This is a genomic window from Halosimplex pelagicum (genome assembly GCF_013415905.1).
Taxonomy (GTDB): Archaea; Halobacteriota; Halobacteria; order Halobacteriales; family Haloarculaceae; genus Halosimplex; species Halosimplex pelagicum.
This window is the reverse complement of record NZ_CP058909.1, coordinates 4,818,043-4,830,642: the sequence shown is the minus strand read 5'-3', so window position 1 is coordinate 4,830,642 and position 12,600 is coordinate 4,818,043. Positions and strand designations below refer to the sequence as shown.

The window sequence follows — 12,600 nt, the reverse complement described above, 5'->3', positions numbered from 1 at the left end:
AGGGATCCGGGGTCGGAACCGGACGGCCGCGGCGCCACGCTTTTGGGACTCCCGGTCGTTCGAACCCGGTATGGCCGAGTCACCGATCGACTCCCGTCCCCTCCGATACGCCGTCCTCCTCTGCGTCTGGGTCGGGTTCATGGGCCTCCTGTGGGTCGTCCTGGGCATGGTTCCCGAGTCGGGGGCCGCGAACTCGGTCGGGCGGTTCGCGGCGATCGTCGTGACGCTCGCGGTCTGGACGGAGGTCCACGCCCGGATCGCCCATGGCACGTCCCGCTGGGACCCGCGCGCCTGGGGTGAGTGACGCCCGTTCCCGACTCGGAGTGGTGCCTCGCCCTCGAAGGCGCCCCGACGCCGTGTTCGACCCGACGGGGACGACCGTCGTGGGCAACACCGGCGACGACGCGGGGCTCGGCGAGACGGTTCAGTGAACGATCTCGTCCAGACGGGCGACGAGTCGCTCGATATCGCGGCGCCGACGCCGAGCCGCCGCCCGTTCGACCAGCGGAAGCGGAACCGCCGTCTCGACCTCGCTGGCTACCTCGACCCGCGTGCGCTCGCCGTCGCCCTCGGGGACCAGCGTGACCGTCGTCTCGGCCGTCACGAAGGGGCGAGCCTCGGATAGTCGCCAGTACGCGAAGCCGTCTGGGCGGTCCTCGAAGGCGAACCGCGTGGCAAACGGGTGGCCGCTCGGCCACGCCGTGACGACGGTCCGGTCGCCCTCGACGGACACGTCCTTGACCGCGAACCGACCCTCGGCCTCGACGACGGCCCGAGGCGTGAGTCGCTCGGCGACGGTTTCGGGTGAGGCGTGGACGACGCGGGAGATGGCGGCGCGCATACCCGGAGTCCGGCCGCCGCTCGCAAAACCGTTGGGTCGCCGTCACGATAGGGGCGAGCGGGTGGGGCGCTGACGCAAAGCTTTAGCCCGGGCTCGCACCTACGCCGGGGTATGGTGACGTTTCTGTCCGGCGGGACGGGCACGCCGAAGCTCCTGTCGGGCGCCGACGCCGTGTTCGACCCGGCGGGGACGACCGTCGTGGGCAACACCGGCGACGACGTGGAGCTGGGCGGCCACCTCGTCTGCCCCGACGTGGACACCGTCCTCTACCTGCGGGGCGACCGCCTGGATCGGGACACCTGGTGGGGGATCGCCGACGACTCGGCGACCACCCACGGGGAGCTCGTCGACATCGCCGAGGCGGCCGGGCTGGGCACCGAACCCCGCTACCTCGACGACGAGCGCCAGACCGCGGGCCGCGAGATCGCCCGCTGGCGGCGCTTCTCCGGCGTCGGCGAGTTCATGCTGATCGGCGACGCCGATCGCGCCGTCCACCTGACGCGGACGAGCCTCATCGACGAGGGCCGCAGTCTCACCGAGGCGACCCGGACGCTCTCCGACGCGTTCGAGTTGACCGTCGACCTGCTGCCGATGAGCGACGACCCCGTCGCGACGATCGTCCACACAGAGTCGGGACCGATGCACTTCCAGGAGTTCTGGGTGGCCCGCGGCGGCGAGCCCGCGATCGAGACCGTCGAGTTCCGCGGGGCTGAGGAAGCGACCGCGACACCGGCCGTGCTCGACGCGCTAGCCGATCCCGTCGTGATCGGTCCGTCGAACCCGATCACGAGCCTCGGGCCGATGCTCGCACTGGAGGGGGTCCACGAGGCGCTCGCGGAGATCCCGGTCGTCGCCGTCTCGCCGTTCGTCGAGGACACCGTCTTCTCCGGGCCGGCGGACGACCTGATGGAGGCCGAGGGGTACGAGGCCAGCACCGCCGGGGTCGCCGAGGCCTACCCGTTCGCCGACGCGTTCGTCCTCGACGAGGCCGACGGCACCGACCTCGATCGACCGGTCGTCCGCACAGACACCCGGATGGACGACGAGCGCGACGCCGAGCGGGTCGCCCGCGCCGCACGCGAGGCGCTGGAGGGAGTGTCGTGACCGGCGCGTCCGCCGCCCCGTTCGAGCCCCGTCTCGCGCTGGCGAGTCTGAGCGGGCAGTCGGACGCCGAGTGGGCGCGAGCGGGCGGCGAGTTCGCCGGCGCGGCCTTCCTCGGCGGGATCGCGCTCGACGAGCCCACCCGCGAGGCGGCCCTCGACCTTGTCGACCGCGACCGCGAGGAGTTCCTCCCCGAGGACCCACTGGCGTTCGTCGACGAGCAACTGGCCGCCCTCGCGGACGCGCCGCTCCGACCGGCGTTCAACGTCCGCGCGAGCGAGCCGGAGCCGGTCCACGAAGCCGCCGAGGTGTGCGCCCAGCGGGGCGCGATCGTCGAGGTCAACGCCCACTGCCGCCAGGACGAGATGTGCGCCGCCGGCGCCGGCGAGTCGCTGTTGCGCGAGCCCGACCGGCTCGCCGAGTACGTCGCGGCCGCCGCCGAGACGGGCGCGCCGGTGAGCGTCAAAGTCCGGACGGAACTCGCGAGCGTCGATCTCCCCGCGGTCGCCGCGCGGCTCGACGACGCGGGCGCCGACATCGTCCACGTCGACGCGATGGACTCGGAGGCAGTGGTCGCCGGCGTGGTCGACGCGACCGACGCCGTCGTCGTCGCGAACAACGGCGTCCGTGACCGCGAGACGGTTCGGGAGTACCTCGCCCACGGCGCCGACGCCGTGAGCGTCGGCCGCCCGAGCGACGACCCGCGCGTCCTCCGCAGGGTCCGCGCGGCCGTCGACGAGTGGTTCGGCGCCGAGCCCGGCGGCGAGTCTCGGGGCGCGGCTCCGCCGGCCGGTCCGGGGGGCGACGAGTCGTGAGGACCGTCGCCCAGAACGCCGAACTCGCCCTGCTGCTCGAAGTCGCGGGGACGCCCAAACCCGGCAACGTCGACCGCCACCGCGACCACGACGACCTGCGCTTCGAGCACTTCCTCGCCGGCGCGGTGGGCGCCCGTGGCGGCCTGGACGCGGCCGCCGCCGGGGAGCCCCTGGGGGAGTCGTTCCGGCGGGCGGTCGAGGGGATGAGCGAGCAGCGCGGCGGCAACACCCAGTTCGGCGCCCTCCTGCTCCAGATGCCCCTCGTCGCCGCCGCGGGGGCCGACGACCGAGACCTCTCGCCCGGGGGCGCCGCCGCAGTCGTCGAATCGACGACCGTCGCCGACGCGGCGAACTTCTACCGCGCCTTCGAGGCGGTCGACGTGGCCGTCGACGACCCGCCCGAGGAGATGGCCGCGCTGGACGTGCGCCGCGGGAGCGACGCCGTCCCCGCGCTGGAGGATCGCGGGCTGACCCTCGCCGACATCATGGCGCGGTCGGCCGACCGCGACGGCGTCGCCCGCGAGTGGGTCGAGGGGTTCGAGCGCACGTTCGGTGCCGCCGAGTCGATCGAATCGGGCGACCCCGAGCGGCCGGTCGCCGACCGCGCCGCCGACGCGTTCCTCGAACTGCTCGCCGCCGAGGTCGACACCTTCGTCGTCACCCAGCACGACCGCGCGGCGGCCGAGCGGGCGACCGAACGCGCGCGGGCCGCGCTGGACGGCGATATCGATCCCGAGGACCTCGCGGAGGAGTTCGTGGCTGAAGGGATCAACCCGGGGACGACCGCCGACACGGTCGCCGCCGCGCTGTTCGTCGCGCTCGAACGGGGGCTGGAGGTGTGAGCCGCGAGGGCGACAGCGGCGGCGGGGGCACGGGCGGGTCCGACAGCGACTGGCCCGTCGAACTCTCGGGCGTCGTCGAGTCGGTCGTCACCACGCTCGGGCCGAACGACCGCTGGAACGTCGCCGCGCTCGGTCTCCACGCCGGCGACCCGGTCACCGCCCGGACCTACGGCCGCACCCGGACGCGGCGCAACTTCCGCGAGCGCGGCGGCGGCGTCGTCCAGTTCACCCGCGACCCCGTCGACTTCGTCGACGCCGCGCTCTCGGTCCGCGAGGGCGACGAGCCTGTCCTCGACAGCGCCGACGCCTGGGTCGAGGTCGAGGCCGAACGCGTCGGAACCGACCGGGAGGGCGACACCGAGGTCGTCACCTGGGCGCTCCGGCCGGTCGACGGCGGCGTCGAGCGGCGGGTGGTCCCGACGACGAACCGCGGCTTCTACGCGGTCGTGGAGGCCACCGTCGCGGCCTCGCGGCTGGACGTGGCCGGCTACGACCGCGGGACGCTGCTCGACCGGCTGGCATACTTCGAGCGCGTCGTCGAGACCGCCGGCGGCGAGCGCGAACGGGCCGCATTCGAGCGTATCGACGAGCTGGTCGACGCCAAGTGGTAGTCGGGTATTGAGAAGATCGCTGCAACAGGAGATTCTACCGCAACCGCAGACTAAACCATCACCGCAAACAGCGTGAAAGCCCCGACGCGTTCGACTCGCGCGCCTCGCTGCGCGCTTCACTCGCTTCGCTCGTTCCAGTGCTTGCTTCGTCGGGCTTCGTCGAACGCGTCGCCCCTTTCATTCCCGCCCGCACAGACTGACCGGCCAGCCAACGCGGGTGGGAATGAAAGGGGCCGATTGCTCCGGGAACCCGGGCGACGTAAGCACCGCAGGGAGTGTAACGACCGAGGAGCACAACGAGCCCCGGGACCGGAGCAATCGGGGGCTTTCACGCTGTTCACGGCGCTGGCGTTCCCGTCTGCTGCTGGGCTCCTCGCGTGATCGCAAGTCCGCCTGACTCCGAGGCCGAAAGCATTTGGTCGGACGGTCCCGGACGGCGTGTATGGACTACGACGAGGCGGGGCGGACCTGCCGGCGGATCCTCGACGCGGTGAGCGAGGCGGTCATCGCCGACGATCGATTCCTGGAGCAGGTCCTGACGGGTGTCCTCGCGCAGGGGCACGTGCTGCTGGAGGACGTGCCCGGGACCGGGAAGACGCTGACGGCGCGGTCGTTCGCGAGCGCGCTCGGCCTGTCGTTCTCGCGCATCCAGTTCACGCCGGATCTCCTGCCCTCGGACATCACCGGGTCGAACGTCTACAACGAGGGGACCGGCGAGTTCGAGTTCGTCCCCGGCCCGGTGTTCGCGAACGTCGTCCTAGCCGACGAGATCAACCGCGCGCCGCCCAAGACCCAGGCCGCGCTGCTCGAGGCGATGGGCGAGGGGCAGGTCACCGTCGACGGCGAGACGACGGGGCTGCCCGACCCCTTCTTCGTCATCGCGACGCAGAACCCGATCGAGCAGGAGGGCACGTTCGGCCTCCCGGAGGCCCAGCGCGACCGCTTCGTGTTCAAGCTCGCGATGGGCTACCCCGGCTTCGACGACGAACGGACGCTGATCGACCGCCGGGCCGACCGCACCAGCCAGTCGCCGAGCGTCGACGCCGTGGTCGACCCCGAGACCGTCGCCGAACTGCAGGCGGTCCCCGAGACGGTCTCGGTCGACGGGAAACTCCGGGACTACGTCGTCGAGCTGGGGCGAGCGACACGGGAGGACGACCGCGTCGACGTGGGCGTCTCGCCGCGCGGCGTGCAGCGGCTGTTCGAGGCGGCGCGGGCGGCGGCGGTCATCGAGGGGCGCAGTTACGTCGTCCCGGAGGACGTGCGAGGAGTCGTCCACGCGACGTTCGCCCACCGGCTCGTGCTGACGACGGAGGCGAGCGTCCGCGACGCCGATCCCGTCCAGGTGGTCGACGACGTGCTAGAGCGGGTCGCCGTCCCGGCCGTCGACGAACCGCGGTAGCACCGTCGGTGGGTCGGCAGGGTGTCCAGTCGACGTGTTCTCCGAGCTATCGCAGCGCGGCGACGAGCAGCAGGAGGCCCGCGACGACGACGGCGAGGGCGAACGGGACGGTCGTCACGTCGGCGATCGTCGCGTTCGCGGCGACGCGGTGGACGGCCGCGGCGAGGGCGGCGCCGCCGACGCCGACGGCGAGCGTGGCGCCGACGTGGACCGACTCGGGGGCGAGCGTGTCGGCGGCGGTTCCGACCTCGCGACCGAGCGTGGCCCCGTACTCGCCGGCGTCCCAGACGACGAAACTGGCGACGACGCCCCCGAGGACGAGCGGCGCGCCGACGCCCGCGCCGGTGGCGAACGCGGCGGCGACGAAGATCCCGGCGGCGGCGAGCGCCGGACCCGGCGCCGACTCGGGGAGCGCGCCGGTGCTCGCGACCAGCGCGAGCGCGAGCGAGAGCGCGGCGGTCATGCCGACGAGGACGGCCGCGAGCGTCGTGACGACCGGGAGCGAGCCGTAGAAATCGACGACCGCGCCGGTCTGGCGTGTGAAGCTCGTCTCGAACCCTCCGGGGAGTGCGTCGGCGACGAACGACAGCGTCGGCGCGAGGACGACCCCGTGGAGCGCGACGGCGAGCGCGACGACCGCGCCGCCGCCGAGGAACGGCGTGACCGTGACGGCCGCGTCCGCCGCTCGCCCCCGGGCCAACCGCCCGAGCAGCCAGACCGCCGCGACGGTCCCGCCGGCGACGAGCGCGGTCGCGAGCAGGAGCGCGCGGAGCGCGTGGCTCGCGGTCACGGCCGCGAGGACGCCGTAGACCCCCGGCGTGACCAGCGAGCGGAGGTCGGACGGCGGGAGGACGAACTCGACCAGCGTCACCGGAAGGGCGAACGCGGTGACGACGAGCACCCGTCGGGCACCGCGGACGACCGCGTCGGCCGCCGCCTCGACGCGGTCGTCGGTCCGCGGCGTCGACAGTTCGGCGACAGGGAGGGCGTCGACCCCGCGGGCGACCGTCAGCGACGCCGCCGCGACGAGGAGCGCGAACGCCAGCAGGTGCGTCCGACCGGGGACCGGCGCGACGACGGCGCCGACGGCCCCGCCGACGCGTTCGACCAGCGGTGCGACCACCGGCGCCTCGCTCGGGCCGCCGAAGCGCGCGAGCAGCGCGGTCAGGAGCATGAGCGCGGCGGCAACCAGCGGGACGACGAACGTCTTGACGGCGAGTTTCGCGTACGCCCAGACGGTCTCCGAGCGGAGCCGCCCCGAGACCGTCGCGAACCCGCCGACCAGCGCGAGCGTCCCGCCGAGGACGACGGCGGTCGCGCTGACGATCCGGAGTCCGCGAGGGCGGATCTGTGAGACCGCCTGAACCGGGTACGCCGCGGCGAGCAGGTCGAGGAACGCGTAGCCGACGGCGACGGCGAAGCTCGCCCCGACGCCGAGGGCGAGCACGCCCGCGGCCGCCGTCGCCGCGCCGCGCCACCGCTCGCGGTCGACCAGCCACAGACTCGCCGCGAAGACCGCCCCGTGGGCCACCGCGACGACGACGGAGAACGTCGGCCCGGCGGCCCCGATCAACGCGACGGCCGCCGCCAGCGAGACGACGAGGACGACCGCGGCGCTGGCCCTCGTCGGCGCACCGCTCCGCTCCCCGGTTCCGGTGGGCGCGTCCGGCGACGCCGCGGTCGCGTCGTCGGCCGCCGCGTCGCGACCCGGTTCGTCAGCCACGGGACCCTCCCGGCAGCCGCGACAGTGCGGCCGCCAGCGCGCCCTCGACGGGGTCCTCGCGGTCCCAGTCGACGGCGGTCGCGCCGGTCGCGGACAGGTCCGCCAGCCGAACGTCGCGCTCGTGGCCGGCGACGCGCCCGCCCAGCGACGCCTCGCTCGTGGCGCCCGGACTGAGGACCACCACCGGGTACCCGCGGCGGCGGAGCCGGCGGACGAACGAGACCGGCCAGTCGTCGACCAGCGGCGTCACGAGGACGACCTGCGCCGTCGCCGGGAACTGCGAGAGCAGCATCTCGACGGCGTCCGCGCCGCCGTCGGGCGTCGCCTGTTCGGGCCGGTCCGCCGGTCGCTGCCGGTCGTCGGCCGCCCCGTCGTCGCTCCCCGCTCCGTCGCCCGCCGTTCCGTCGTCGCCGACCGCTCCGCCGGTCGCCGTCACGCTCCCCTCCCCGGCGGCCCGCGTCCCGTCGGCGGTGGCCGAGGCGACGGGATCGCGGTCCGTCGGAGGGGGAGCCGACCCTTCGACGCCGGCGTCGGGGTCGTCGGCGACGCGCTGGACGGCGTCGAACAGCCGCCGGGCGACCGCGGTCGCGTCGTCGCGCTCGCCGTCAACCCAGGGGATCGGTCCCGCCCCGGTCGGCACCGACGGGGCGGTCCCGTCGACCCCGAACGCGGCGACGCTCGTCGTCACGTCGCCGTCGACCAGCGTCTCGTAGATCCGCTCGGCCGCGTAGCCGCCCAGCGAGGCGGCCGTGGGCGCACCGGCGTGGGGGCGGACGCGTCCGACCGGCCGCGCGTCGACGGCGACGACGACCCGGACCGCCCGCTCCTCGCGGTAGGAGACCGTCGACAGCTCCTTGGTCTTCGCGAACCGGCGCCAGTCGATGCGGCCGATCGAGTCGCCCGGCCGGTACTCCCGCGTCGAGTGGAACTCCAGGCCCTCGCCGCCGCTGTCGGTCGGGTGCGTCCCCGCGCTGACCGGCGTCGCCGACCCGACCGGCGCCGCCGACACCGGGTCGAGCGAGGACAGCTCGCGCTCGCCCGCCGCCGGCACGGTCTCGGTGACGAGGCGCCCCGCGCTCAGCGACCGCAGGCGCACGACCGGGTCGGCGAACGCGAAGTCACCCCGCTTGGCCACCACGTCGTAGGCGACCGTCGCGGACTCGCCCGGCCGGAGAACGACGGAGCCCCGCGGCGAGCCGTCGACGACCGCCAGATCGTCCGGAACGCCGTCGACGACCCGCAGGTCAGGCAGGGTCGCCTCGGAGACGTTCTCGACGGTGAGCCGGACCGTCACCGTCTCGCCCGGCGGCGGCGTCGCCTCGTCGAACGACCGCTCGACCGCGACCGCGGCGTCCGCCGGCACCGACGAGACCGCGCCGTAGGCGACGTACCCCAGCGGGATCGCCGTCGCGGCCAGCAGCAGCGGCGACGCGTACAGCAGCCCGAGCGCGACGAGCGCCCCCGCCGCGACCGCGCCGACCCGCCAGCGGTAGACCCGCTCGTGGCTCACGGCTCGGCACCCCCGGCCGGCTCGCGTTCCGTGCCTTCGGGTCCGGCGTCCGCGGCCGCTCCGGCGTCGGCGTTCGCCGCCGACTCGGCGACCGCGTCCAGCGCGGCGACCGTCCGCCGGATCCGGCGCTCGCGCTCGCGCTCGGGGTCGAGCCACAGCCGGAGCCGCGACCGGAGCGTCGCGACGGGGCCGTCGTCCCCCGAGAGGAAGGCCGCCGCGGTGCGGTCGTCGGTCCACGTCCCGGTCGCGACGGCGCGGTCCGCGGACTCGCGGTCCCACCCCTCGCGAGCGAGCCGCGCGACGGCGAGGCGGCGGAGTCGTTCGCCGACCTCCTCGCCGGCCCGCTCGTCGCCGCCGACCGCCCGGTCGACCGTCTCGTCGAGCGCCTCGGCCGCCAGCGTCCCGTCGGGCGCGGTCGCGGTCTCCGGTTCGTCGGCGACGACGGCCGCGAACCGCCGGCTCCCCGCCGCCGATCCGGAGACCAGTCGCGACCCCCGGGAGGTGACGGCCGCCCGGAGCAGCGAGAGGCCGAGCGCGGCGCTCCCGGCGACGAACAGGTCCCGCGGCCCGACGCTCGCGGCCGCGCTCACCAGCGTCGAGAGCGGTGCGGTCTCGGCGACCGCCGCCGGCGCCGCGACCGCCAGCGCGCCCAGCAGCGTCGCGAGGACGCCGAGCCCGCCCAGCGCCGCCCGGAGCGTCCCTCCCATCAGTTCCCACCCGTCCCTTCGTCGCCGGCCTCGTCACCGCGGGTCGCGTCGCCACCGGTGTCCTCGGCGGCGTCGAGTGCCGATTCGATACGCTCGATGGCGGCCTCGACGGCCGGGACGGACTCGTCGGGCGAGCGGGGGCCGTACTCGACGGCGCGGAACTCGTCGCGCAGCGTCGCGACCGCCTCGGCCGGGAGGCCGTCGGCCGTCACCGCGTGGTCGGCCAGTTGCCCCGGCGTCTTCGTCCCCGGCCGCCGGACCGAGACGCTGTCGAGGAACCGACCCCACGCCTCCCGGATCGTCAGGTGAGCGGCGTCGCCGTCGTCCCCGTCGCGTCCGGCCGTCGAATCGCCGCTCCGTCCGGCCACTCCGCCCGGGGACGCGCCGGGGCGGAGCCGCCGCGACAGGTCGTCGAGCCACGCGCCCAGCGCCGCCAGCAGTTCGGCCGGCGAGCGCCTGCCCGCGATCAGACCGCGGAGATGGGCGAGCGTCGCCCGGAGGCGCGCCGCCGCGGCGACCGCGCCGCCGACGAACCCGCGAACGGTCCAGCGAGCGAGCCTCCGGACCCCGGCCGCGACCCGCCGCGGGACCGCTCGCGGGTCGAACGACCGGCGTGCGAGCCCGACCGCCGCGACCGCGACCAGCGCGACCGCCGCGAGCGCGACCCCCACGACGTTGCCCAGCGGGTTCGCGACCGTCGTCCGCGCGGTCTGTCCGCTCGCGGCGACGGCGACCGACGCCGACGACGCGAACGGGAGCGAGGCCGCCAGCGTCCCGTCGACGCCGGTCGTCCCGACGAGCTCGCCGTCGACGCGGACCGGCGCCCCGGCGACCGACTCGTTCCCGAGCCGCGCCGTCACCTCGACGGGCGTGCCAGCGAACGGGAGCGGCCAGAGCGGGTCGGTCCCGACGGTCAACCCCGCGAGTTCGAGCGTCCGCTCCCCGGCGACCGGGTCGCGGACGACCCGCAGGGTGGCGTTCCCCGGCGACTCGGGGAGCGCCACGTCCGCTCGGCCGTCGCCGTTCGTCCGCGCGACCGGCTCGCCGTCGACCGTCACGGTCGCGTTCGGGACCGCAACCCCGTCGACCGTCGCCGTGACGAGCACGGTCGCCCCCGTCCGAACGTCCCCGGAGACCGACAGCGTCGCGTTCGTCGCGACCTCGAACGACCGCGAGGTGTTGCCCGCTTGCCGACCCGACGCGAGATCCGACGGCCGGTTCGACGCGTCGGCTCGCCGCCGGTCGGCCAGCCACCCGCCGGAGGCCGAGGGGAGCGACTGCGGCGCGTCCCGTCCCAGCGACCCGCCGGCCGCCACGTCCGACCCGGTCGTCGTCCCGCCCGAAACCGTCACGGTCAGGTTCTCGACGAACGGGACGCGGCCGGTAACAGTCCCGTCCCGCCCGGTCTGGCCGATCGGCTCGCCGTCGAACGCGACCGTCGCGCCCGCCACCGGCTGGGCGCCCGCTTCGACCGTCACCTCGACGACTGCCCCGGGCGCGGCCGTCCGGTTGAGCGACACGTCGTACCCGCTCGTCGGCTCGTCCGGCTCGCTTCCCGGCGTCTCGACCGGACCGCTGGGCGTCACCGGTGTCGACGGCGGCGGCGTCGCCACCGGTCCCTCCTGGGTCCCCGGGTCGGTGGCCGTTCCCGTCCCCGGTCCCGTCCCGTTCTCGCCGGAGTCGGCCGAGAACGTCTCGCCCGGACTGCCCTCCTCCTGTGGAGCGTACTGCCCCGGCGCGTCGCTGTCCTCGTAGGCCGACTGCTCGGCCCGCAGGCGCTCGGCGCCCGGCGTGGGGTCGAACCGGACCCAGCCCACGTCGGCGAAGTACACCTCGACCCACGCGTGGGCGTTCATCGCCCGCACCTGGAACGTGTTCGCGCCGACCTGCCGACCCGTCGAGTAGCCGACGACGTAGCGGGCCGGGATCTCCTGGCTGCGCAGCATCGTCACCATCGCCGTCGCGAAGTGCTCGCAGTAGCCCGCGTCCATCCGCGTGACGAACTCCCGCGCGACGTTGTCGCCCGACGGCCGCGAGACGTTCAGCGAGTACTCCTTGTTGGTCTCCAGCCACCGCTCGATCCGCGTCGCCGTCTCGTAGGGGCTCTCGGCGCCCTCCGTGACGTTGTTCGTGAACGGCCGCAGCGACACCGCCGCGCTCGGCGGGAGCCGCGTGTAGCGCCCCTCGATCTCGTCGGGGTAGTCCCGCCCGCTCGCCCGGAGGACCGCCGGGTCCCGCGGTGGCGTCCGGCTCACCCCGACGTAGCTGGCGCCCGACGACAGCCGGTCGTCCGCGCGGGCCAGCCCGCCCTCGGTCAGCGAGACGCCCGAAGCCTGTTCGAGGTTCGTCGGCCGCCACACCGTCGGCGCGGCGCTCGCCGCCTGGACGAGTTCAACGCGGTAGCGCGTCTCCTCACCCCGAGCCGGTGCCGTCGCGTCGCTCGGTCCCGAGCGCGACCACCCGCTCCCCGTGTACGTGTCGTACGCCCCCGTGCGCCAGTAGTTCGACTCCTGACTCCGCACCCGGAAGTGGACCTCCGTGTCCTGCGAGCGGAACGGACTCGCACCGTTCTCCCCGATCGGTCCGCCCACGGACGTGCTGTTGCCGACGTTCAGCGCGCCGAACCCGCTCCCGCCGGCCCCCGGTGGCCCGGCGCCGTCCTCGCCCGACCGGTTCTCGGCGCCGGCGGGCAGCGGGATCAGCGACTCGGCCGGCGCGTCGCCGAGCCCGACCGACGCGGCCGCCGGGATCAGCGCCGTCGCCAGGATCGCCGCGACGACGCAGGCGACCGCGAGCGCCGCGACCCCGTACTCGCGGGTCGGCCCCCCCTCGCCGAACTCGAAGCGCTCGTCGGCGTCGCTCATCGGTCAGTCCCGGCGGGGAGGATGCGACACGGTCCACTCCGGGCGATGCATTCGTCGTGAGGTGGGCTGCCAGAAACAAATACTTCGTGGTCACGCGTTCGCTTCGGGCGCTCGCGCCGGTTTCGCGTCACACCCCCGGAGACGCACAAGGGCTATGTGTCCCGCCGAGAGAGGGGCGGCTATG

General features: G+C 75.0%; 11 protein-coding genes. 6 read left to right on the top strand and 5 right to left on the bottom strand.

The window, feature by feature from the left end:
- Positions 1 to 70 precede the first annotated feature (70 nt).
- Positions 71 to 304, top strand: a complete 234-nt coding sequence (locus HZS54_RS24180) for a hypothetical protein (RefSeq protein ID WP_179919631.1) — start codon at positions 71 to 73, stop codon at positions 302 to 304.
- 120 nt (positions 305 to 424) lie between these two features.
- On the opposite strand, the gene HZS54_RS24175 is transcribed toward HZS54_RS24180, so the two are convergent.
- Positions 425 to 841 carry an SRPBCC family protein gene (locus HZS54_RS24175; RefSeq protein ID WP_179919630.1) on the bottom strand — a complete coding sequence of 139 codons (417 nt, stop codon included), beginning with the start codon at positions 839 to 841 and terminating at the stop codon, positions 425 to 427.
- 111 nt (positions 842 to 952) lie between these two features.
- Here HZS54_RS24175 and cofD point away from each other — a divergent pair, with 111 nt between their 5' ends.
- The 5 genes from cofD to HZS54_RS24150 all read left to right on the top strand — a co-directional run bounded on the left by cofD (position 953) and on the right by HZS54_RS24150 (position 5,612).
- On the top strand, positions 953 to 1,945 hold the full coding sequence (cofD, locus tag HZS54_RS24170) for a 2-phospho-L-lactate transferase (RefSeq protein ID WP_179919629.1): 993 nt from the start codon (positions 953 to 955) through the stop codon (positions 1,943 to 1,945).
- Positions 1,942 to 2,757, top strand: a complete 816-nt coding sequence (locus HZS54_RS24165) for a tRNA-dihydrouridine synthase (RefSeq protein ID WP_179919628.1) — start codon at positions 1,942 to 1,944, stop codon at positions 2,755 to 2,757. The genes cofD and HZS54_RS24165 overlap by 4 nt, the downstream gene beginning before the upstream one ends.
- Positions 2,754 to 3,599, top strand: a complete 846-nt coding sequence (locus HZS54_RS24160; RefSeq protein ID WP_179919627.1) for a triphosphoribosyl-dephospho-CoA synthase — start codon at positions 2,754 to 2,756, stop codon at positions 3,597 to 3,599. Before HZS54_RS24165 ends, HZS54_RS24160 begins: the two co-directional genes overlap by 4 nt.
- Positions 3,596 to 4,210 carry a DUF447 domain-containing protein gene (locus HZS54_RS24155; protein ID WP_179919626.1) on the top strand — a complete coding sequence of 205 codons (615 nt, stop codon included), beginning with the start codon at positions 3,596 to 3,598 and terminating at the stop codon, positions 4,208 to 4,210. The genes HZS54_RS24160 and HZS54_RS24155 overlap by 4 nt, the downstream gene beginning before the upstream one ends.
- Before the next feature lie 442 nt (positions 4,211 to 4,652).
- Positions 4,653 to 5,612: an AAA family ATPase gene (locus HZS54_RS24150; protein ID WP_179919625.1), complete on the top strand. Its 960-nt coding sequence runs from the start codon at positions 4,653 to 4,655 to the stop codon at positions 5,610 to 5,612.
- A 46-nt stretch (positions 5,613 to 5,658) separates the two neighbouring features.
- Here the strand turns inward: HZS54_RS24150 and HZS54_RS24145 are convergent, their stop codons facing one another.
- The 4 genes from HZS54_RS24145 to HZS54_RS24130 are packed head-to-tail and all read right to left on the bottom strand — an operon-like array spanning position 5,659 to position 12,416.
- Complete coding sequence (locus HZS54_RS24145) at positions 5,659 to 7,335, bottom strand: DUF7519 family protein (RefSeq protein WP_179919624.1); 1,677 nt, start codon at positions 7,333 to 7,335, stop codon at positions 5,659 to 5,661.
- Positions 7,328 to 8,845 (bottom strand): DUF58 domain-containing protein, encoded by a 1,518-nt coding sequence (locus tag HZS54_RS24140; protein WP_179919623.1) that lies wholly within the window; start codon positions 8,843 to 8,845, stop codon positions 7,328 to 7,330. Before HZS54_RS24140 ends, HZS54_RS24145 begins: the two co-directional genes overlap by 8 nt.
- Complete coding sequence (locus tag HZS54_RS24135; RefSeq protein WP_179919622.1) at positions 8,842 to 9,552, bottom strand: DUF7269 family protein; 711 nt, start codon at positions 9,550 to 9,552, stop codon at positions 8,842 to 8,844. Before HZS54_RS24135 ends, HZS54_RS24140 begins: the two co-directional genes overlap by 4 nt.
- Positions 9,552 to 12,416 carry a transglutaminase TgpA family protein gene (locus HZS54_RS24130; RefSeq protein ID WP_179919621.1) on the bottom strand — a complete coding sequence of 955 codons (2,865 nt, stop codon included), beginning with the start codon at positions 12,414 to 12,416 and terminating at the stop codon, positions 9,552 to 9,554. Before HZS54_RS24130 ends, HZS54_RS24135 begins: the two co-directional genes overlap by 1 nt.
- Positions 12,417 to 12,600 lie beyond the last annotated feature (184 nt).

Bases quoted from the DNA above. Each gene is read 5' to 3' on its own strand.
- HZS54_RS24135 (WP_179919622.1), bottom strand. From the start codon at position 9,552: ATGGGAGGGACGCTCCGGGCGGCGCTGGGCGGGCTCGGCGTCCTCGCG.
- HZS54_RS24180 (WP_179919631.1), top strand. From the start codon at position 71: ATGGCCGAGTCACCGATCGACTCCCGTCCCCTCCGATACGCCGTCCTC.
- HZS54_RS24175 (WP_179919630.1), bottom strand. From the start codon at position 841: ATGCGCGCCGCCATCTCCCGCGTCGTCCACGCCTCACCCGAAACCGTC.
- cofD (WP_179919629.1), top strand. From the start codon at position 953: ATGGTGACGTTTCTGTCCGGCGGGACGGGCACGCCGAAGCTCCTGTCG.
- HZS54_RS24130 (WP_179919621.1), bottom strand. From the start codon at position 12,416: ATGAGCGACGCCGACGAGCGCTTCGAGTTCGGCGAGGGGGGGCCGACC.
- HZS54_RS24150 (WP_179919625.1), top strand. From the start codon at position 4,653: ATGGACTACGACGAGGCGGGGCGGACCTGCCGGCGGATCCTCGACGCG.